Consider the following 20,699-nt stretch of genomic DNA (forward strand, 5'->3'; position numbering starts at 1 on the left):
ATCCACCACTCATCAACCGCATCGCCCCCGAGGAGCCACCGTGCCCGAAGCCGTCATCGTGTCCACCGCCCGCTCGCCGATCGGCCGCGCCAACAAGGGCTCGCTCAAGGACCTTCGTCCCGACGACCTGACCGCGACGATCGTCGCCGCGGCGCTCGACAGGATCCCGGCCCTGGACCGCACCGAGGTCGACGACTTCTACCTCGGCTGCGGCCTGCCGGGCGGCGAGTCGGGCAGCAACATGGCCCGCAACGTCACCGTGCTCCTAGGTCTCGACACGGTGCCAGGCGCCACGGTCACGCGCTACTGCGCCTCCTCGGTGCAGACCTCCCGGATGGCCTTCCACGCCATCAAGGCCGCCGAGGGCGACGTCTTCATCTCCGCCGGCGTCGAGACCGTCTCCCGCTTCGCCAAGGGCACCTCGGACCACCTGCCCGACACCCAGAACCCCTTGTTCGGGGCCGCTGCCGAGCGCACGGCGGCGGCCGCGGGCGGCGGCGTACGGTGGCACGACCCCCGCACCGACGGCCTGCTTCCCGATGTCTACATCGCGATGGGCCAGACCGCCGAGAACGTCGCCACCATCCGCGGCCTCAGGCGAGAAGACCTCGACGCCTTCGGCGCCCGCTCCCAGAACCTCGCCGAGAAAGCCATCAACGACGGCTTCTGGGAACGCGAGATCACCCCGGTGACCCTCCCGGACGGCACCGTCGTGTCCAAGGACGACGGCCCCCGCGCCGGCGTCACCTACGACGCCCTTGCCCAACTCCAGCCTGTCTTCCGGCCAGGCGGCGTCGTCACCGCCGGCAACTGCTGCGCCCTCAACGACGGCGCCGCCGCGGTCGTCATCATGTCCGACACCAAGGCCGCCGAGCTCGGCCTGACCCCACTCGCCCGGATCGTCTCCACCGGCGTCTCCGGCCTCTCCCCCGAGATCATGGGCCTCGGCCCGGTCGAGGCGACCCGCAACGCCCTGCGCAACGCCAACATGACCATCGACGACATCGACCTCGCCGAGATCAACGAGGCCTTCGCCGCCCAGGTGCTGCCCTCGGCCGAGGACCTCGGCATCCCCATCGAGAAGCTCAACGTCAACGGCGGCGCCATCGCCGTCGGCCACCCCTTCGGCATGACCGGCGCTCGCCTCCAGAACACCCTGATCAACTCCCTGCAATGGCACGACAAGACCACCGGCCTGATCACCATGTGCGTCGGCGGCGGCCAAGGCATGGCCATGATCCTCGAACGCATCAGCTGAATCTGACCTACGCCTGACGTTCTGACATGGACCACATCGGCCCGGGGAGAGCACGGACGAACCGTCCCCTCCCAGGGGCGACGACTCAGGTCGGTCAGTTGAGGTGGGTCCAGTCACCCTGCAGCTGATCGCCGTTGCGAAAGTAGTCCATCGGGGTCAGTCGTCGACCACCGTCCACGACGATCACCTCTCCGGTGACATAGGACGCGGCGTCACTGAGCAGGAAGACTGAAGGGCCGACCACCTCCTCAACTTCTCCGAACCGCCCGAGTGCCGTCGCCTCTGCCACGCGGTCGACCATCGTGTTGGTCCCCAGGGTCGGCGCCAAACCTTCCGTCAGGAAGGGACCAGGACCGACCGCGTTCATCCGGATCCCGTACTGCCCCCACTCGCGCGCCACCGTCCGGACGAATGCCTCGAGTCCACTCTTGGCCGCTGCCGAATGGGCGATTCCAGGGGTCTCACGCCCGCCGCGGCAGCTGGTGACCGCCACACCGGCACCCGGCAGCCCGCGCTCGACCAGCGGGAGCGCCCAACGGCGGATGACGTGAAAGGCACCCGTCAACGATCCCTGGATGAGCCCGGCGAAGTCGGACGGCGTGATGTCGATGGCGAAGGCAACATGCAACGAGGCCGCGCTGTGGTAAAGCAGCTGAGCAGGTCCGCCGTTGGCTTCGACCCGATCAAAGGCTGCATCCACGTGACCCGCATCGCGTATGTCGCAAGGGACGGGCAGAATGGACCCCGGCAGGTCCGCTGCACGCTCGGCCGTCTCTTCGAGCTTGCTGGCCGTACGACCCATGACCGCCACGTCCACGCCGCTCGCTGCAAGGGCCAGCGCGACCGCTCGCCCGAATCCAGACCCGCCACCTGTCACCACCGCACGGTCGAAAGACGGCCGCAACGGAATGTGTTCTGGGTGAGTCGTCATGTCGCAGCTCCTCGCTGAGCCATTCATTGGCAATGATATGCATGAATAGTAGCCTGTGCGCCTGCCAGATGACTAGGGCCGGCCCGTCGACGGCTCGGTCGTCACGGCGGCCACTCCCACGCGACTCCCGCATCTGCGGCCCGCATGTGCATCTTCTTGCCGCAGATGCGACAGTGGGGGCACCATGACCGACTACCGCGTCTCCGAGGCCGCCGAGTTGCTCGGCGTCTCGACCGACACCGTGCGCCGGTGGATCGACGCGGGGCGGGTGCCGAGCAGCACCGTCGACGGCCGCACCGTGATCCCCGGAGCCGACCTCGCCGCGCTGGCGGCGTCGCTGGTCGACGAGGCCGACCGGGACCGCACCCGGGCCGGCGACGTCAGCGCCCGCAACCGGATGAGCGGCATCGTCACCAGGGTCCTCGCCGACACGGTGATGGCCCAGGTGGAGATGGTCTGCGGGCCCTACCGGGTGGTGTCCCTCATGAGCGCGGAAGCCGCGGCCGAGCTCGGCCTGGCGCCCGGCACCCGCGCGATCGCGTCGGTCAAGTCCACCAATGTCGTCGTCGAACGACCCGTCCCGAGGAAGTCCTGAGGCAATCGTGATGAACAAGACCTGGCGCCGTCTCGGCGCGACCAGTGCCGCCGTCCTGCTCGCCCTCCCCCTCGCCGCGTGCGGCGACGACGGCGACGGTGACGACGCGGGCAAGGGCGAGCAGACCCTGACCGTCTTCGCCGCCGCGTCGCTCACGAAGACCTTCGAGCAGCTCGAGGACCAGTTCGAGGACGCCCACCCGGACGTCGACGTGAAGCTGTCCTTCGGCGGCTCCTCCGACCTGGTCGCCCAGATCACCGAGGGCGCCGACGCCGACGTGTTCGCGTCGGCCGACACCGCCAACATGGACAAGCTGGTCGCCGCGAAGCTGGCCGACGGCGACCCGAGCGAGTTCGCGACCAACACCTTGATGATCGCCGTGCCCCCGGGCAACCCGGCGGGGATCACCAGCCTCGCCGACCTCGCGAAGTCGGATGTCAAGCTGGTGCTGTGCCAGCCGGAGGTCCCGTGCGGCAGCGCCGCGCTCAAGGTCGCCGACGCCGCCGGCCTGACCTTCACGCCGGTCAGCGAGGAGGAGTCCGTGTCCGGCGTGCTGACCAAGGTCGAGGACGGCGAGGCCGACGCCGGTCTGGTCTACGTCACCGACGTCTCCGCCGCCGGTGACGACCTCGAGGGCATCGAGTTCCCGGAGGCGGCCGGCGTCGTCAACCGCTACCCGATCGTCGCGGTCGAGGGCTCGAAGCACGCCGACCTCGCCCAGCAGTGGATCGACCTGGTCCTCGGCGAGGGCCAGACGGTGCTGAAGGACGCGGGGTTCGGAGCACCCACCTCCTGAGTCCCTAGGCTTCGCCGCATGACGCACACCCGGCACGTCGGCCTGCCGCGCTGGCTCTTCGGGCCCGCGCTGCTGGCCGGCGTGTTCGTGGTGCTCCCGGTCGCCGCGATGACGACCCGGATCGCCTGGGGCGACTTCCCCTCGCTGGTCACCTCCGAGGCCGCCCGCTCCGCGCTGGTGCTCAGTCTCAAGACGTCGACCGCGAGCACGCTGCTCTGCCTGCTGCTCGGCGTACCGCTCGCGACCGTGCTGGCGCGCAGCGAGGCGCGCTGGCTGGGCCTGGTCCGCTCCCTGGTGCTGCTGCCGCTCGTGCTGCCGCCCGTCGTCGGCGGCATCGCGCTGCTCTCGGCGTTCGGCCGCCAGGGCCTGCTCGGCGGCGAGCTCGAGGCGCTCGGGATCCGGATCGCGTTCACCTCGATCGCCGTGGTGCTGGCCCAGACGTTCGTGTCGCTGCCGTTCCTGGTCGTCAGCCTGGAGGGTGCGCTGCGCACCGCCGGGGAGCGGTACGACGTCGTGGCGGCCTCCCTCGGCGCCCGGCCGACCACGGTGCTGCGCCGGGTCACCCTGCCGCTCGTGCTGCCCGGGCTCGCGTCCGGCGCGGTGCTGGCGTTCGCCCGCTCGCTCGGGGAGTTCGGCGCGACGATCACCTTCGCGGGCAGTCTCGAGGGCACCACGCGAACCCTGCCGCTGCTGATCTACAACCTCCGCGTCACCGACGCCGACGCCGCGGTCGCGATGTCGCTGGTCCTGGTCGTGGTCGCCGTGCTCGTCATCGGCCTGGTCCGGCCGCGGGGCGCGCTGTGAGCGCGCGGGTCGAGGTCGTCGTCGCCGAGCGCGGCGTCGACGTCGCCTTCGAGGTGGCCGACGGCGAGACCGTGGCCCTGCTGGGGCCCAACGGCGCCGGGAAGTCCACCACGCTCGCGGTGCTCGGCGGGCTGCTGCGCCCCGACGGCGGCCGGGTGGTGCTCGACGGCGAGGAGCTGACCGGCCCCGGGCGCTGGGTCGCGCCGCACGCGCGACGTACCGCCCTCCTCGCGCAGGAGCCCCTGCTCTTCCCGCACCTCTCGGTCCGCGAGAACGTCGCCTTCGGCCCCCGCAGCACCGGCGCCGGTCGCCGCGCCGCCCGCGCGGCCGCGGCACACTGGCTGGCCGAGGTCGACGCCGCCGAGCTCGCCGAGCGGCGCCCGGCCCAGCTCTCCGGTGGCCAGGCCCAGCGGGTCGCCGTCGCCCGGGCGCTCGCCGCCGAGCCGCTGCTGCTGCTGCTCGACGAGCCGATGGCCGCCCTCGACGTGGCGGTCGCGCCCGCGCTGCGCACCCTGTTCCGCCGGGTGCTCGCCGAGCGCACCACCGTGATCGTGACCCACCACGTCCTCGACGCGCTGCTGCTCGCCGATCGGGTCGTCGTACTCGACGACGGGCGGGTGGTCGAGCAGGGCCCGACCGCCGAGGTGCTCTCCCGGCCCCGCAGCGCCTTCGCCGCCCGGTTCGCGGGGCTCAACCTGGTCGCCGGCATCGCCACCCCCGACGGCGTACGACGCCCCGACGGGCTCCTCCTCCACGGCACGCCCGGCGCTCCCCCGCCCGTTCCCGGCACCGACGCGGTCGCCGTCTTCCGCCCCTCCGCGGTGGCGGTCCACCGGGAGCCGCCGGGCGGAAGCCCGCGCAACGCGCTGCCTGTCGTGGTCACCGAGCTGGAGCCGCTCGGGGACCTGGTCCGGGTCCGGGCGGGGGACCTGACGGCCGACGTGACCGTCGCGTCCGTCGCCGAGCTCGGCCTGGCGCCGGGTGCCTCGGTGGCCTTCGTCGTCAAGGCCACCGAGGTCGACGTGTACGCCCGGTGAGTCCGCGACCGATAAGGTTCGCCCTATGAACGAAGCCCTCGCCGTGGAGCCGCCCGCCCCCGACCGCAACCTCGCTCTCGAGCTGGTGCGGGTCACCGAGGCGGCCGCCATGGCAGCCGGGCGCTGGGTCGGCCGCGGCGACAAGAACGGCGCCGACGGCGTCGCCGTCCAGGCGATGCGCGTGATGATCTCCAGCGTCAGCATGAACGGCACCGTCGTCATCGGCGAGGGCGAGAAGGACAACGCCCCCATGCTGTACAACGGCGAGAACGTCGGCGACGGCACCGGCCCCGAGTGCGACGTCGCCGTCGACCCGATCGACGGCACCACCCTGACCGCCAAGGGCATGGCCAACGCGGTCGCCGTCCTGGCCGTCGCCCCGCGCGGCACCATGTACGACCCCTCCGCCGTGTTCTACATGGAGAAGCTGGTCACCGGCGCCGAGGCCGCCGACGTCGTCGACATCCGCTACCCCGTCGCCGAGAACATCCACCAGGTCGCCAAGGCCAAGGGCTCCAACCCCTCCGACGTCACCGTCGTCCTCCTCGACCGGCCGCGTCACGCGACCCTGGTCGAGGAGATCCGCGCCACCGGCGCGCGGATCAAGTTCATCACCGACGGCGACGTCGCCGGCGCGATCATGGCCGCCCGCCCCGACACCGGCATCGACCTGCTGCTCGGCATCGGCGGCACGCCCGAGGGCATCATCGCCGCCTGCGCCATGAAGGCCATGGGCGGCACCATCCAGGGCCGGCTGTGGCCCACCGACGACGAGGAGCGCCAGCGCGCCATCGACGCCGGCCACGACCTGGACCCCGACCACATCCTCACCACCGACACCCTGGTCACCGGCGACGACTGCTTCTTCGTCGCCACCGGCATCACCGACGGCGAGCTGGTTCGCGGCGTGCGCTACCGGGGCGGCGGCGCGGTCACCCAGTCGCTGGTCATGCGCTCGCGCAGCGGCACGATCCGCACGATCACCTCCGAGCACCAGCTGTCCAAGCTGCGCGGCTTCTCGGCCATCGACTTCGACTGACCTTCCACGCGCGGGTCCGGTCCCGTCACCCGCCCCGCACCAGCTCCAACAACCTCGCGACATCCCCCACAGCGTCGGCGATCGGGTCCTCATCCCCCACCGCCGCGCCGTACAGCAGCGCCGCGTCGAGCATCCGGACCACGAGGTCGAAGTCCGGGCTCGCCGCGACCGCCGCCCAGCCGCACCGCTCCAGCGTCTCTCGCAGCGCCTCGAGGAGAGCGGGGCGGGAGGCGGCCATGATCGGGCGCAGCTCGGGGTCGGCGGTGGCGGCCAGCATGGGCTGGAGGCGACGGGTGACGACGGCGGAGTCGAGCGCGGGGGCGTAGAGGACCTCGAGCAGCAGCTCCGCGGTGTGCCGGGCTGAACGGCCGCGGCGCGTGATCCTGCGGGCACGCGCGGCGGCGGCGGTCGTCCGGATCACCTCGGCGGCGGTGACCGCGGCGGCGTACAGCTCCTGGCGGGTGGCGAAGTAGTAGCCCGCCGACCCGGACGGCACGCCGGCTGCCGCCGCGACCCGGCGGTGGGTGACGGCGTCCGGGCCCTCCTCGATCAGCAGCCGGGCGGCAGCCTGGGTCATCGCCCGCGTGCGCTGGGCGCTGCGCTCCTGGACGGGGCGGCGGGAGGAGGCGGGCACGGACTCAGGGTACGCACTCGGGAATATCTATACGCGCGTATAGGTTCTGTCGATCGAGGGCCGAGATCCGGTCCCACGGTTCAACAGAGGTACACACGATGAGCAGCCTTGTGGCCCAAGAGGGCCTGAAGATCGACTGGGCGAACATGCCCACCTACAACACGATCATGGCCGTCGCCGTCGGCGCCGGACTGATCAGCCTCGTCCTGCTCGGCCGCGAGCTCCTCCGCGCCCCCGAGGAGGTCGAGCCCGACGGCTGGGCGCTGACCTTCGGCGTCCTCGGCGCGGTCCTCACCACGACCGGCCTGCACATGACACTGACCTGGCCGCTGGCGGCCGGGGGCTTCCCGTTCGACAACATCATCTTCGGCGAGACCAGCCTGGGCTTCGGCGTGCTCCTGCTCGCCGCGGCTCTCTACCTGTGGAAGCGCGGCGCGGTCGCCCTCGCCGCCAGCAGGCCGGTCGAGGCGTTCGCCCGCGTCGCCCAGCCGATCACCGTCTTCATCGGCGGTCTCGGCCTCAGCCTGCTTGCGATCGCCGTCGCCGGCATCAAGTACCAGTTGTTCGCCGCGCCCCCGCAGGAGCCCATCTCCGGCGAGTTCGCGGACTACCCGCTGGTCGAGGCGATCTTCATGTCGGGCCTGATCGGCATCGTCGGCCTCGGCGCCCTCGCCTTCGCCGTCCTGGTCAACCGCCTGCGCAGCACCGGCACGGCGGGCGCCTGGGCCCGGATCACCGGCTGGCTCTGGGGCGTGTCGGGCGTGCTGTTCCTGCTGTTCGGCGCGATGAACTTCTTCACCCACATCGGGCTCATCGTCAACACGATGTGACCCTTGGCCGGGGCCCCCGTCGTACCGGACGAAACGGTCGTCGATCAGGCCGAATCGCGACCATATTGTCCGGTACGACGCACGTCCGGAACCTCCAGCGCGCGGGCCACCACGTCGATCACCCGCGGGTCGACCGCCATCCCGATGTGCGAGGCCCGCACCTCGACCGCCTCGCCGGCGGGGTCGATGCAGGCCCGCCAGTCGACGATCCCGTCACGACGGGAGTAGATGTTGGTCATCGCCACGTCGGCGCGCAGCGGCTGCTGCGACTCGGTGAAGCTGAGGTGGGCGCACTCGCCGGCCACGCAGTCCTCGCTCATCAAGCCCGGGAGGCCGGCGTCGGAGAGCCGGTTGAGGACGCGCACCCCACGGGTCAGCAGGGCGTGGTGGGCGGCGGGGGCGCGCATCGGGCTGCCCATGGTGACGATCCCGGCCACCAGGTCGGGGCGGCGGGCGGCGAGGCCGCGGGCGATCATCCCGCCGAGGCTGTGCCCGACGATCCGGACCCGGGCGTCGCGCCGCTCGGCGATCTGCTCCAGCCGCGTCTCGAGCGCGAGGGCCGAGCCGACGGTGCAGCCCACGTTGGCGTGGATGTGGGAGCGGTAGGTGCGCAGGCCGCGGCCGCGCAGCTCGGCTGCCATCGCGGTGAGGGTCCAGTCGCCGGCGAGGAAGCCGGGGATGAGCAGCACCGGCTCGGCCTCGCGGACCGGGGACCGACCCGCGAGCGGCGTACGACGCCACACGCGTCGGGCCGCGCCACGACGTGCCGCCAGGCGCCCCGCCTCGGTCACCACACTGCCCTCGCGCAGCAGCGCGGCCAGCGCCGGACGGCCGTAGCCGTCGGGCAGCAGCCAGGGTGCCAACGTGGTGCTCACGTCACCCACGTTACCCAGTTGAATGGACAACTACCCGCACGTTGTCAAACTGTTGTCATGTCCGCCTCTGACGAGCTGCTCGCCCCCGTGTCCGCCGAGATCGAGCTCTGCTACCAGACCTTCGGCGATCCGGGGGCCGAGCCGCTGCTCCTGGTGATGGGCCTCGGCGGCCCGATGACGTGGTGGGACGCCGAGCTGTGCGCCCAGCTGGCCGACGCCGGCTTCTACGTCATCAGGTACGACAACCGCGACACCGGCCGCTCGACCCGCTCGACCGGTCGGGTACGACGCGGCGACCTGCTCCGCGCGTTCGTGGGGGCGCCCACGCGGGCGCCGTACTCCATCGCCGACCTGGCCGAGGACGCCTTCGGCCTGCTCGACCACCTCGGCCTCGACACGGCGCACGTCGCCGGCGTGTCGATGGGCGGCATGATCGCGCAGACCATGGCGCTCGCGGAGCCCGAGCGGGTGCGCAGCCTGAGCAGCATCATGTCGACCACCGGCCGGCGCACGGTCGGCCGCCAGCACCCCAGCCTGCTGCCCACCCTGGTCGCCGGACGGGGACCGACCCGCGACGACTACATCCGCGGCAGCCTGGCGGTCTGGCGGATCATCGGCTCGCCGCGCTTCCCGCAGACCGACGAGAGACTGCGCGAGCGCGCCGGCGAGACCTGGGACCGCGGCGTCACGCGCGCGGGCGTGCTGCGCCAGATGATGGCCGTGCTCACCCAGCCCGACCGGACCCACGCGCTGGGCACCGTCACCGCGCCGACGCTGGTCATGCACGGGCTCGCCGACCGGATGGTCCACATCTCCGGCGGGCGCGCCACCGCGGCCGCGATACCGGGTGCTCGGGTGACCTTCGTCCAGGGCTGGGGGCACGACCTGCCCGTCCCCCTGTTCTCGACGTTCACGACCGCGATCCGCCGCAACGCGGACCGCGCGAGCGCCGTACGCCGCTAGCCTAGCCGCAATGCCGTCAACTTAAGCCGACATGGTGGTTGTCACGGTGGCGCGCCGGTGAGGATGTTGATTCTGGTGTCGGTGTGGTGGCTGGGGCCGCGGAGCCGTCCGCTGGCGGTGTGTGGGGCGTAGTTTGAGATCGCTCGTTTCACCACCCGTGGGGCGGTACGGGCTCGGCGTTGGGGCAGAAGGTCGGCCAGGATCTGGCGTCCGATGGCGCCGACGATGTCGGTGACAGCGCCGGCGATGATCCCGGCCGCTTTGATGATCTGGTCACGTGCGGCGTTGAACGCCACGGTGAAGCTGGCCCGGTCAGGGTCGAGCTCGGGGCGGGCGATCGCGGTGTCAGCGATCGCGATCCTGATGGCCTGGTAGGCCACCAACAGTGCGTATGAGCCGCCCCGCGAAATTCGGACAGTGAATTTCGGTGGTTGATTACGCGGCGCTATGCGCTGCGTACCAAGCTTCTTCGACCTCGTTCGGGGTGCGGTAACCGACCGCAGAGTGAAGCCTTCTGGCGTTATACCGTAGTTCGATATAGCGGGTAATGTCAAACCGAGCAGCATCGCGAGTGGGGTACGAGGTCCGGTGAACTCGCTCGTTCTTCAGGGTCGAGTTGAACGATTCCGCCCAAGCATTGTCATAACAGATCCCGGTGCGCCCAACGGACCGCAATATCCCGAGCCGTGTGGCGTGTTTCGCGTATTCGTCCGACGTGTATTGAGTGCCGCGATCGGTGTGCATGATGGTAATTCCGGGACGGATATGACCATTGCGTGCAGCCATATCCAACGCGGCGGTGACCAACTCGGTGCGCATGTGGTCGGCCATCGCGTAGCCCACGACCTTCTTGGTGAAGCAGTCCAGCACGGTCGCCAGGTACAACCATCCCTGCCAGGTGCGGATGTAGGTGATGTCGCCGACGAGCTTGGAAGCTGGCGCCGCAGCGGTGAAGTCGCGTCGGACGAGGTCGGGAGTCTCGCCGGCGTCGCCGGCAATCGTCGTGACCGGACGCCATGGACGGGGCTGGCAGGCCACCAGACCGAGCTCGCGCATGATCGAACGGACTGTCTCGTCATCAACGTCGTGACCCCACCGCAGCAGGTCGGCATGGACCCGTCGGTAGCCGTAGGTCTCATCAGACTCGGTGAACGAGAACCGGACCAGCACGGCAAGCTCGGCCCTTCGCACCGCCCGCGCCGACGGCGGCCTGGTCTTCCACGAGTGGTACCCCGATCGGGACACACCCGCCCAGCGGCACATCGAGATCAGCGGATAGTTGCCCTCTTCGGATTCGATGAACGCGTACTTCACGCTCACCGGTGCTTCTTCGCGAAGAAGGCCGTTGCTTTTCCCAAGAACTCGTTCTCAGCGCGCAACTCACGCACCTCGGCCTCGAGCGCCTTCAAACGGGCACGCTCCGAAACCGACAACTCCGCCTCCGGAACTGGATGCGCCTTCTTGTACGCGTTCACCCAGTTACGCAGCGTCTGCTCGACAACCCCGTTCTCGCGGGCCACCACAGCGATCGGCTGTGAAGTCCTGATCACTTCCTGGACACACGCGTCCTTGAACTCCTGAGAATACTTCTTCGCAGCCAACGGAATATTGCCTTTCAGTCAATCCCAAGAATTCTATCTTGGGGCCAACTGTCCGAGAAGCGCGGAGCGTGTCAGTAGACCTCTTGCTCGATACCGGTCGGGGTGCGGGCGCGGAGCACTCGCCCGCCCAGGATGGTGGACTTGAGTTCGCAGTAGGTGGTCTCGATCTCCCACCGCTGGTGGTAGAGCCGCACGATCTCCTCGGCCCTGCAGGACTGATCGATGACGGTGGTGATCAGCCGGTAGGACGCCTCGCGCTGGCCTGCGGGAGTGGTGATCGTGATCGTTGCATCGATCACGCGGACTTGGACCGGACCGATCCGCGACAGGTAGGACCCGTCGCCCAGACGGTGGGCCCTACCCCCGGATCTTGGACACAGGGTTTGATTACGCAGCGGTTGGCAGCGTAGCGGCCCGGCGGGCCTCGTAGGTGGACGGTGGCAGGTAGCCGCACCAGTGTCCGTGGCCATGAAAAAGTCCCCACTGGTGGCCAGGTAGCGGTCCCCGCTGGTGGCCATGCCGGGTCCCCGGTGGTGGCCATGTAGAAGTCCTCACTCCTCGTTCTTCGCGTGTCGTGACAGCTCGTGAGGCCCTGCGTGGCGACGGTGGTGATGCCTAGTCAGCCGTCGTCACCACGCAGGGGTCTCCATTGAAGAACGAGAGTGAACGGATGGACATCATTTCGGCCTACCGCGAGGTGGGCAGCTACCGAGGAGCGGCCGCGATGTGCGGCACGACCCACAAGACAGTTCGGCGGGTCATCGAGGCCCACCAGGCCAGCAGCCGCGGCGAGCTCCCAGCCCTGCGAGTCGAGCGTGGTCGCAACTACGACTCGGTCGCGCAGTTGGTCGCCGAGAAGGTCAACGACACTGCGGCGAAGATCAGCGCGAAGAGGCTGCTGCCGGCCGCCCGCGCTGCTGGCTATGAGGGGTCGGATCGCAACTTCCGACGTCTGGTGGCCGACGCCAAGAGTCAGTGGCGCATCGGGCAGGCCCGTGCCGCTGGGCGGCGTCCGGCGATCTGGACGCCGGGCGAGGTGCTGGCGATCGACTGGGGCACCGAGCTGGTCGCGGGACGTCGGACCCATGTGTTCTGCGCGGTGCTGGCCTGGTCGCGCTACCGGTTCGTCCGCTTCGCCCCCGACGAGCAGCAGGCCACCACACTGGGCCTGTTGGCGCAGTGCTTCGAGGAGCTCGGCGGTGTCCCGACCCTCGTGCTGGCCGACCGGATGGCGTGCCTGAAGGGCAACGTGGTCGCGAACGTGGTGGTGCCGGCACCTGACTACGTCCGGTTCGCCAGCCACTACCGGTTCCGGCCCGACTTCTGCCACGCCGCGGACCCCGAATCGAAGGGCATCGTGGAGAACCTGGTCGGCTACGCCAAGGACGACCTCCTCACGCCGTTGGAGCTCGAGGGGGATCCGTGGGCTGGCGGCTATGCCGGGCTCAACGAGCGGGCACGAGCGTGGGGTGTCGAGGTCAACGGGCGTCGTCACAGTGAGATCCACGCGGTCCCGGCGGAGCGACTGGCCACCGAGCGAGACCTGCTCGGCGACCTGCCGTCACTGCGACTCGAGGTCGGCCCCACACCGATCACCCGGAAGGTCGACAAGCTGTCCTGCATCCGGTTCGGGTCGGCCCGCTACTCGGTCCCGAACCGGCTGATCGGCACCATCGTCACGGTGCTGGTCGACGAGCGGGACCGGGTGCTGCGGGTCATCGAGCCGGTCACCGGTGAGGTCCACGCCGAACACGCGCTGGTCGCACCGGGCGAGGTCAGCATCGACGACGCGCACTACGACCGTCCCCGGCCGGCCACACCGCACCGTGGCGCCCGACCGCGGACGCCGGCCGAGCGGGAGTTCCTCGCGTTGGGTCCGGTCGCCGAGCAGTTCCTGGTCGGTGCCGCCGCCGCGGGTGTGACCAAGCTGGGCAGCGAGATCGCCGAGGTGCTAACCCTGGGCGCCGCGCACGGCAGCGAGCCGCTGATCGCGGCACTCGAGCGGGCCGTCGCGTTCGGACGATGGCGTGCCGACGACGTCCGGTCGATCCTGGCCACCAACGGCCACGCACCCCGGCCCACGCCGGCCGGGCAGGCGCTGGTGATGACCCTTCCCACCGTCCCGACCAGGTCGCTGGATGCCTACCGGATCGATGGGACGGATGGGGGTGAGGTGTCGTGACCGCGACGACGCCACCGCCGCTGCCCGCTGACCTGAACGAGGGATTGAAGCGGTTGAAGATGGCCGCGATGCGCCGACTGGCACCTGAGCTGCTGGTCACCGCCAAGACCCAACGGTGGAAGCCAGAGGAGTTCCTGCGCACCCTCATCGAGGCCGAGATCGCCTCACGAGAGGCGTCCAATGCCCGGACCAGGCTGCGGCAAGCCGCGTTCCCTGTGACCAAGACGCTCGAGGAGTTCGACGTGGCAGCGTCCTCGATCCCACCCGCCACCTTCGACTACCTCTCGTCGTTGGAGTGGATCCGCGCGGCCGAGAACGTGTGCCTGATCGGCCCGGCCGGCACCGGCAAGTCCCACACGCTCATCGCTCTGGGCATCGCCGCGGTCGAGCACGGGCACCGGGTGCGGTACTTCACCGCCGCCGACCTCGTCGAGACCCTCTACCGAGGACTGGCCGACAACTCGGTCGGGAAAGTCATCGACACCCTGCTGCGCCACGACCTCGTACTCGTCGACGAGCTCGGCTTCGCACCATTGGACGACACCGGCGCACAGTTGCTGTTCCGGTTCGTCGCGGCCGCCTACGAGAGACGCTCGCTCGGCGTCGCATCGCACTGGCCGTTCGAGTCCTGGGGCAGGTTCCTGCCCGAGCACACCACCGCAGTCAGCATGCTCGACCGGCTCCTGCACCACTGCCACACCGTCGTCACCGACGGCGACTCCTACCGAATGAGACAGGCCCGAGCGAACGGAGGAACCCGACTCAAGACCAGCTGAAACTCAGCGAGGGGTGGGGACTTCTAGTTGGCCACCAGTGGGGACCGCAACATGGCCATTGACAACCAGGAGTGTCGGCGTCGGGTGTTGTAGCGCACGATCCACCGGAACACTTCTCGGCGGCAGCTGGCCTCATCAGCCCAGCAGGCGGCGTCTTGGAGGACCTCACGCTTCAGAGTCGCGTTGAACGACTCCGCGAGCGCGTTGTCGGCCGACGTGCCGACAGCGCCCATCGACTGGGTGACGCCGAGACTCTTGCAGAGCCGGGCGTAGTCCTTGCTCGTGTAGACCGACCCGTGATCGGAGTGGAACACCGCCCCGGCGAGGCTGCCGCGGGTGGTCTTGGCTGCGTTGAGGGCGTCCTCGACGAGGCTGGTGCGCATGTGGTCGGCGACCGCCCATCCGGCAAGGCGTCGGCTGTAGCAGTCGATCACGGTGGCCAGGTAGAGGTTTGTCCCGTCGGCCAACGGCAGGTAGGTGATGTCGCCGACGTAGCGGAGCCCGGGCGCGGGGGCGGTGAAGTCCCGCTTCAGCAGGTCGGGGACCTTCTGATCGGACTGCTCGGGGATCGTGGTCCGCACCCGCCGCTTCTTGACGTAGCCGGCGATCCCCGCGGCCCGCATCACCCGCGCGACCCGCTTGTGGTTGACCCGCTCCTCGGCCGGTGCGCCGTCGTTGAGCTCGGCGGTGATCCGCGGTGCCCCGCAAGTGTTGTCTTCGTCGTGGACGGCGCGGATCCGCTCGACCAGCACGGCGTCCGCGGCAGCCCGCTCAGCCCGAGCAGGAGCCCCGGCCTTCCACGCGTAGTACGACGAACGCTCGATCTCGACGAGCTCACACAGTCGCTTCACCTCGAAGGTGGCGGAGTTGTCGGCGACGAACTGGAAGCGACTCACCAGACCGTCTCCCCGGCGAAATACTTCGCCGCCCGCTGGAGAATCTCCCGCTCGGTGGCCAGCTTGGTGGTCTCGACCTCGAGTTCGGCGACCCGGGCGCGGAGCCGAGCCAGCTCCTGATCGGGCGACTCCTCACCCGGGCCCGAGGTCGTCTTGCTGGTGGGCTTGGACTGCAACGGGCTGGAGGTCAACGTCCCGTCAGCAGCGGTCTTCTTGCCGGTCCCGTACACCTCGAGCCACCCGCGCAGCGTGCCCCGCACGATGCCCAGGTCCTCGGCGATGCCGCGGACCGTGGCCCCCGGGGTGGACTCGTACAAGTCGACGGCCTGACGACGGAACTCCTCGGAGTAGTTCTTCCTGGCCATGATTCTCGGATCATCTCGCTCTCCCCGCCACCCTCACGGGTGCGGGATTCGGCGTGTCCAAGATCCGGGGTCAGGCCCCGGTGGCACACTGGGAGCTTGCGAGCACCACGGCCGTTCTTGGCTCTCATGAGCACGTCGGCACCGGTTGCGGCGATCTGGGTGATGAGGTCGCCGGCCGCGAAGTTGCGGTCGCCCAGCACGATCATCCCCGGGCCCATCGCACCGAGCAGGTCGAGTGCGAACCGGGTCTCGCCACGGCTGGTCGGGCCGAACGTCGCGGCCAGCAGGGTTCGGGTGCCGCACGCGACCAACGCGAGCAGCCGGATCATCGGGTATCCGGTGCCGCCGTGATAGCCCCGGCCCTTGCGGTGCACCCTCAGGTTCGCTTCGGTGTCGGGGCAGCACATCATGGTGCCGTCGATCGCGCACACCAGCCGCCCGCGCCACCACGTGCCCTTCGTGCCAGGGGCCGCGGCCGACGTCGTCAGCAGAGCGAACAACTCTCGCAACGGTGCCGGGCCGACACGGCGGCGTGCTGCGGCCAGCGCCGCGGCGGACGGCCTGGCGAGGGGCCCGAGCGCCGGATCCAGACCCGTGACCAGCCGGGCCCATACCTGCCGGTAGCCGCACTCGGCGAACAGTGCACCGGCAAGGAGGAGGTAGACCACGACCCGGGAGGGAAGGTCACGGGTGCGTTGCTGGACCCTGCGGGTCTGGGCAAGGACCGCGTCGACCATCTCGAACGACACGATCTGGGTCAACTCGCCCAGATGACCCGGTGCGTACACGCTTCGCGAGCGCTCCTCACGTCCAGCGGCGTGGGAACTGACGCGGGAACTGATGTTGGGGATGACATGATGAACAGGCAACGGAGCTCCCGGGGAAGGAGAAGCTTCTTGGTCGTTGCATCTCTAACCCGGGCTCCGTTGCACCCCACGCCGACACGCCGCACTCGGTCCTTGACCCACCCGCCCCGTCCTTAAGTTGACGGCATTGAGCCTAGCCGGCGGCGACCTCCGCGCCCGGGATCCGGCCTGCCCGCTCCCGGTCGACGGTGAGGTTCTCACCGGTGGCCGGGTCGAAGAGGTGGATCCGGCGTCCGTCGACCCAGATCTCGGCGTCCCTGCCCTCGGCGATCCGGCTCGCGCCGTCGAGGGAGACGACGAGCTGGGTGCGCATCGCCTCGCCGTCGAGGTCCTTCTCCAGCTGCTGCAGCTGGGCCTTGACCTCGTCGGGCGCCTCGAACGGGATGTACGCGTAGGTCTCGTTCCCGAGCCACTCCACCGCGTCGACGGTGGCCGAGAAGGTCGACCCGCTGCGCCCCTCGGCAGCGGCGAGCGAGGCGTCCTCGAAGTGCTCGGGGCGGATGCCGGCGATCAGGAGGCCCCGGCCGGCGGCGCGCTCGGCCTTGTCGGCCGGGATCTCGACGCTGCCGAAGGGCAGGTTCACCTGGCCGCCCTCGACAGTGGCGGGCAGGAAGTTCATCGGCGGCGAGCCGATGAAGCCCGCGACGAAGAGGTTGCCGGGGTTCTCGTAGAGCTCGCGGGGCGTCGCGAGCTGCTGCAGCAGCCCGCGCTTGAGTACGGCGACCCGGTCGCCGAGCGTCATCGCCTCGGTCTGGTCGTGGGTGACGTAGACCGTGGTGATGCCGAGGCGCTTCTGCAGCCGGGCGATCTCGGTGCGCATCTGCCCGCGCAGCTTGGCGTCGAGGTTGGACAGCGGCTCGTCGAAGAGGAAGGCGTCGGCCTGCCGGACGATCGCCCGGCCCATCGCGACCCGCTGCCGCTGGCCGCCGGACAGGTTGCCGGGCTTGCGCTCGAGGTGCTCGTCGAGCTCGAGGGTCGCCGACGCCTCGCGCACCAGCTTGTCGACCTCGGCGTCCGGCTTCTTGGCCAGGCGCAGCGGGAACGCGATGTTCTCGTAGACGGTGAGGTGGGGGTAGAGCGCGTAGTTCTGGAACACCATGGCGAGGTTGCGCTCGCGCGGGGCGAGGTCGTTGACCCGCTTGTCCCCGATCATCATGTCGCCGGAGGTGATGTCCTCCAGGCCCACGATCATCCGCAGCAGCGTGGACTTCCCGCAGCCCGAGGGCCCGACGAGGATCATGAACTCCCCGTCGGCGACGTCGATCGAGACGTCGTTCACGGCCGGGAAGCCGTCGCCGTACTGCTTGACGATGTGGTTCATGGTGATGGCAGCCATCAGTGGTTCACCCCTTCACGGCGCCGGAGGTCAGGCCGGCGACGATCTTGCGCTGGAAGATCAGGACGATGACGACGATCGGGATGGTCGCGACGACCGCTCCCGCGGCGAGCAGCGAGGCCGGCCGGTTGAACGGGTCGGACCCGACGAAGAACGACAGGGACGCCGGGATCGGGCGGGCGTTCTCGGTCGAGGTGAGCGAGATGCCGAACACGAAGTCGTTCCAGGCGAAGAAGAAGGTGAGGATCGCCGCCGTGAACACACCGGGCGCCGCGAGCGGCACGATCACCTTGCGGAACGCCTGCCACGACGTCGCGCCGTCGACCTGGGCCGCCTGCTCCATCTCCCACGGGATCTCGCGGAAGAAGGCCGACAGGGTCCAGATCGCCAGCGGCAGCGTGAACGACATGTACGGGATGATCAGGCCCGGCCAGGTGTCGTAGAGCCCGATCGCCCGCCACATGTCGAAGAGCGGGCCGACCAGTGACACCACCGGGAACATGGCGATCGCCAGCGCGATGGTGAGCACCGCCTTCTTGCCGCGGAACTCCAACCGGGCGATGGCGTACGCCGCCAGGGTGGCCACGACCACCGAGAGCAGGGTCGCGATCAGGCTGATGCCGATCGAGTTGAAGATCGCGCGGCGGAACTGCTCGTTGTCCCACACGGCGCGGTAGTTGTCCCAGCCCGCTCCCCCGCCGCCGGCGGGGAAGAAGCCCGGGCTGCCGTTGGTGATCGCGGTCTCGGACTTGAAGGACAGCGAGATGATCCAGACCACGGGCAGCAGGCACCAGACCATGATCAGGAGGCAGCCGACGATGATGCCGATGCGGTTGCGGATTCCGTTTCCCATGTCAGGACTCCTGCCGTGCCTGCGCCAGATCGACGCGGAAGAGCTTGACGATCGCGAACGCCACCACCAGCACCGAGAGGAACAGCAGCACCGAGAGCGCGGAACCCATGCCGAGCTGGAACTGCTCGATGGTCTGGCGATAGGTCAAGAAGCTGATCGACTCGGTCTTCACCGCGCCTGCGGTCATCACGAAGATGTTGTCGAAGATCCGGTAGGCGTCCAGGGCCCGGAACAGCACGGCGACCATGATCGCGGCCCGCATGTTCGGCAGGATCACCTTGGTCAACCGCTGGGTCCAGGTCGCGCCATCGACCTTGGCGGCCTCGATCATGTCCTCGCTGACCTGGGCCAGCCCGGCCAGCAGCAGCAGCGACATGAACGGCGTCGTCTTCCAGATCTCCGAGACCATGATCGCGACGACCGCGGACCCGGTCTGGCCGAACCAGTTGAAGTCGTCGCCGACGAAGGGCAGCCAGCCGTTGACGAAGCCGTTCTGGAAGGAGAACGCGAACTGCCAGGCGAAGCCGGAGACGACGGTGATGATGCCGTAGGGGATCAGGATCGAGGTCCGGATCACGCCCCGGGCGAAGATCACCCGGTGCATCACCATCGCGAACACGAAGCCGATGACCAGCTCGATGGCCACGGTCACGACCATGTACAGCACCGTCACGCCGGTCGTCTGCCAAAACAGCGGGTCCGTCAACGCGGTGAGGTAGTTGCCGAGTCCCACGAAGTCGCGGTCGTCGGGCGCGGTCAGGGCGTAGTCGAACGTCGAGAGGTAGAGGGCCCGCAGCATCGGGAACGCCGTCACCAGGAGCATCAGCACGATGGCCGGCGCCACCAGCTTCTGGCCCAGTCGGGTCTCCGCGCGGGCCCGGTCGCTGACGACGGGCTTGCCCTTCACGGGCGCGGTCACGGTGCTCACAGCAGCGACTTCCCTTCCAGCACGTCCTTGAGGTACGTCGCGGAGTCCTCCGGTGTGCTGCCGGGATCGACCGAGGTCGGCGAGTGCCACCGGGCCTGGATGGCGCCCGAGATCATCGCGTAGAACGCGCTCTTGGGCCGCGGACCGCCCTCGTCGACACTGGTGCGGAACAGCTCGATCAGGTCGGCCGGGTAGTCGCCGCTCGCCGCGACCTTGTCGTAGGCCGCGTTGGTCGACGGCATCAGACCGTTGTCGAGCGCGAGATCGACCTGGGCCTGCTCGGAGGTGATGCAGCGAGCCGCCTCCATCGCGAAGTCCGGGTGCTTGCTGTAGGCGCCGACGCCGATGTCGATCCCGCCGACGGGCGGCTTCGAGGCCTCGCCCGCGACGGTCGCGGGGTAGCGGGCCCAGCCCAGGTCGGCGAACTGCTGGTCGGTGATGCCGGCGCCGACCTGGCCCTCGTAGTTCTTGTAGACGAACGTCCAGTTGACCATGAACTCGCCCGCCCCGCCCTCGGGGAACATCTGCCCGAGGCTGGTCCCCTCGTTGGAGACGGTCAGGTCGGGCTGGGCCGCCTTGGAGTCCGCGAGCTCCTTGATGATCTCGGCCGCCTTGCGCCCGGCGTCGGAGTCGATGTCGACCTTGGCGTCCCGGCCGGCCTCGGTGTCGGAGACGATGTCGCCGCCCGCGCCCTGGACGAGGGCGTTGATCCACACGACGTACGCCTCGTACTTGTTGGCCTGGACGCCGACCGTGCCGTCGTTGTCGGCCGCGGCCTTGATCACCTGGTCCCAGGTGACCGGCCGGCTCATGTCGAGCCCCGCGGCCTGCGCCAGCGACTTGCGGTACCAGAGCACCTGGGTGTTGGCCCACAGCGGGATCGCGTAGACCTTGTCGTCCCAGGTGACCGTCGCGGCCGCCCCGGACAGGTAGTCGCCGTCGCCCTCGACGCTGCTGGTGATCGAGTCGGCGAGGTCGCCCTCGACCTGCTGCAGCCAGCCGGCGTTGGCGAACTCCGCGACGAAGACCGGGTCGAGGTTCATCAGGTCGGTCGAGGAGTCCTTCGCCGCGAGCCGCCGGGCCAGCTGGGTGCGCTGGTCGGTCGCGCCGTTGGGGAGCAGCTGGACCTTGAGC

At 69.6% G+C, this 20,699-nt stretch carries 21 protein-coding genes and 1 pseudogene; 10 read left to right on the forward strand and 12 right to left on the reverse strand.

All coding sequences use genetic code 11. The features are described 5' to 3' along the window. The first annotated feature begins 40 nt into the window (after positions 1-40). On the forward strand, positions 41-1,258 hold the full coding sequence (locus ACUP6Y_RS19320) for an acetyl-CoA C-acetyltransferase (protein WP_462552484.1): 1,218 nt from the start codon (positions 41-43) through the stop codon (positions 1,256-1,258). Between the two features lie 94 nt (positions 1,259-1,352). On the opposite strand, the gene ACUP6Y_RS19325 is transcribed toward ACUP6Y_RS19320, so the two are convergent. Further along, positions 1,353-2,189 carry an SDR family NAD(P)-dependent oxidoreductase gene (locus ACUP6Y_RS19325; RefSeq protein ID WP_462552485.1) on the reverse strand — a complete coding sequence of 279 codons (837 nt, stop codon included), beginning with the start codon at positions 2,187-2,189 and terminating at the stop codon, positions 1,353-1,355. A 184-nt stretch (positions 2,190-2,373) separates the two neighbouring features. Between ACUP6Y_RS19325 and ACUP6Y_RS19330 the strand changes: the two genes are divergently transcribed. From ACUP6Y_RS19330 to glpX, 5 genes are read left to right on the forward strand one after another with little or no spacing between them, the layout of a single operon-like run. Beyond that, entirely contained in the window at positions 2,374-2,784 is a 411-nt protein-coding gene (locus ACUP6Y_RS19330) for a TOBE domain-containing protein (protein ID WP_462552486.1), read from the forward strand. A 10-nt stretch (positions 2,785-2,794) separates the two neighbouring features. Next, entirely contained in the window at positions 2,795-3,580 is a 786-nt protein-coding gene (gene modA, locus ACUP6Y_RS19335) for a molybdate ABC transporter substrate-binding protein (RefSeq protein WP_462552487.1), read from the forward strand. A gap of 18 nt (positions 3,581-3,598) precedes the next feature. Further along, positions 3,599-4,384 (forward strand): ABC transporter permease, encoded by a 786-nt coding sequence (locus ACUP6Y_RS19340; RefSeq protein ID WP_462552488.1) that lies wholly within the window; start codon positions 3,599-3,601, stop codon positions 4,382-4,384. Continuing rightward, positions 4,381-5,421, forward strand: coding sequence for a sulfate/molybdate ABC transporter ATP-binding protein (locus ACUP6Y_RS19345; RefSeq protein ID WP_462552489.1), 1,041 nt, complete (start codon positions 4,381-4,383; stop codon positions 5,419-5,421). Before ACUP6Y_RS19340 ends, ACUP6Y_RS19345 begins: the two co-directional genes overlap by 4 nt. Before the next feature lie 25 nt (positions 5,422-5,446). Beyond that, entirely contained in the window at positions 5,447-6,460 is a 1,014-nt protein-coding gene (glpX, locus tag ACUP6Y_RS19350; protein ID WP_462552490.1) for a class II fructose-bisphosphatase, read from the forward strand. Positions 6,461-6,485: 25 nt separating this feature from the next. Here glpX and ACUP6Y_RS19355 read toward each other — a convergent pair whose 3' ends face one another. Next, positions 6,486-7,094: a TetR/AcrR family transcriptional regulator gene (locus ACUP6Y_RS19355; RefSeq protein ID WP_462552491.1), complete on the reverse strand. Its 609-nt coding sequence runs from the start codon at positions 7,092-7,094 to the stop codon at positions 6,486-6,488. Between the two features lie 98 nt (positions 7,095-7,192). On the opposite strand from ACUP6Y_RS19355, the gene ACUP6Y_RS19360 reads away from it, so the two are divergent. Beyond that, positions 7,193-7,924 carry a DUF981 family protein gene (locus tag ACUP6Y_RS19360; protein WP_462552492.1) on the forward strand — a complete coding sequence of 244 codons (732 nt, stop codon included), beginning with the start codon at positions 7,193-7,195 and terminating at the stop codon, positions 7,922-7,924. 44 nt (positions 7,925-7,968) lie between these two features. Here ACUP6Y_RS19360 and ACUP6Y_RS19365 read toward each other — a convergent pair whose 3' ends face one another. Next, positions 7,969-8,799, reverse strand: coding sequence for an esterase/lipase family protein (locus ACUP6Y_RS19365; RefSeq protein ID WP_462552493.1), 831 nt, complete (start codon positions 8,797-8,799; stop codon positions 7,969-7,971). 57 nt (positions 8,800-8,856) lie between these two features. On the opposite strand from ACUP6Y_RS19365, the gene ACUP6Y_RS19370 reads away from it, so the two are divergent. After that, positions 8,857-9,762: an alpha/beta fold hydrolase gene (locus ACUP6Y_RS19370; RefSeq protein ID WP_462552494.1), complete on the forward strand. Its 906-nt coding sequence runs from the start codon at positions 8,857-8,859 to the stop codon at positions 9,760-9,762. Positions 9,763-9,803: 41 nt separating this feature from the next. On the opposite strand, the gene ACUP6Y_RS19375 is transcribed toward ACUP6Y_RS19370, so the two are convergent. The 3 genes from ACUP6Y_RS19375 to ACUP6Y_RS19385 form a co-directional block, all read right to left on the reverse strand. Beyond that, the gene (locus tag ACUP6Y_RS19375) at positions 9,804-10,142 is read right to left on the reverse strand and encodes a hypothetical protein (protein ID WP_462552495.1); all 339 of its coding nucleotides are present in this window, start codon (positions 10,140-10,142) and stop codon (positions 9,804-9,806) included. A gap of 55 nt (positions 10,143-10,197) precedes the next feature. Further along, positions 10,198-11,369 (reverse strand): IS3 family transposase gene (locus tag ACUP6Y_RS19380; protein ID WP_462556739.1). Its coding sequence is split into 2 segments (ribosomal slippage): positions 10,198-11,117 and positions 11,117-11,369, totalling 1,173 coding nucleotides; the frame shifts between segments, so codons are not numbered across the junction. Positions 11,370-11,434: 65 nt separating this feature from the next. After that, on the reverse strand, positions 11,435-11,662 hold the full coding sequence (locus tag ACUP6Y_RS19385) for a transposase (RefSeq protein ID WP_462552496.1): 228 nt from the start codon (positions 11,660-11,662) through the stop codon (positions 11,435-11,437). Between the two features lie 350 nt (positions 11,663-12,012). Here ACUP6Y_RS19385 and istA point away from each other — a divergent pair, with 350 nt between their 5' ends. Together istA and istB are read left to right on the forward strand one after the other, a co-directional pair. Next, positions 12,013-13,545, forward strand: coding sequence for an IS21 family transposase (gene istA / locus ACUP6Y_RS19390; protein ID WP_462552497.1), 1,533 nt, complete (start codon positions 12,013-12,015; stop codon positions 13,543-13,545). Further along, positions 13,542-14,321 (forward strand): IS21-like element helper ATPase IstB, encoded by a 780-nt coding sequence (istB, locus tag ACUP6Y_RS19395; RefSeq protein WP_462552498.1) that lies wholly within the window; start codon positions 13,542-13,544, stop codon positions 14,319-14,321. Before istA ends, istB begins: the two co-directional genes overlap by 4 nt. Before the next feature lie 23 nt (positions 14,322-14,344). Here the strand turns inward: istB and ACUP6Y_RS19400 are convergent. From ACUP6Y_RS19400 to ACUP6Y_RS19425, 6 genes and pseudogenes are all read right to left on the reverse strand, one after another. Continuing rightward, a protein-coding gene (locus ACUP6Y_RS19400) for an IS3 family transposase (RefSeq protein ID WP_462552500.1) occupies positions 14,345-15,582 on the reverse strand; the annotation gives its coding sequence in 2 pieces (ribosomal slippage) (positions 14,345-15,228 and positions 15,228-15,582; 1,239 coding nt in all). Positions 15,583-15,653: 71 nt separating this feature from the next. Continuing rightward, a pseudogene (locus ACUP6Y_RS19405) lies at positions 15,654-16,370 on the reverse strand (IS4 family transposase); the annotation flags it as partial. A 211-nt stretch (positions 16,371-16,581) separates the two neighbouring features. Further along, entirely contained in the window at positions 16,582-17,784 is a 1,203-nt protein-coding gene (locus tag ACUP6Y_RS19410; RefSeq protein ID WP_462552501.1) for an ABC transporter ATP-binding protein, read from the reverse strand. A 7-nt stretch (positions 17,785-17,791) separates the two neighbouring features. After that, positions 17,792-18,637, reverse strand: coding sequence for a carbohydrate ABC transporter permease (locus tag ACUP6Y_RS19415; RefSeq protein WP_462552502.1), 846 nt, complete (start codon positions 18,635-18,637; stop codon positions 17,792-17,794). 1 nt (position 18,638) lies between these two features. Next, the gene (locus ACUP6Y_RS19420) at positions 18,639-19,565 is read right to left on the reverse strand and encodes a carbohydrate ABC transporter permease (protein WP_462552503.1); all 927 of its coding nucleotides are present in this window, start codon (positions 19,563-19,565) and stop codon (positions 18,639-18,641) included. Next, on the reverse strand, positions 19,562-20,686 hold the full coding sequence (locus tag ACUP6Y_RS19425; RefSeq protein ID WP_462556774.1) for an extracellular solute-binding protein: 1,125 nt from the start codon (positions 20,684-20,686) through the stop codon (positions 19,562-19,564). The genes ACUP6Y_RS19420 and ACUP6Y_RS19425 overlap by 4 nt, the downstream gene beginning before the upstream one ends. Positions 20,687-20,699 lie beyond the last annotated feature (13 nt).

The organism is Nocardioides sp. S5-5 (assembly GCF_054954065.1).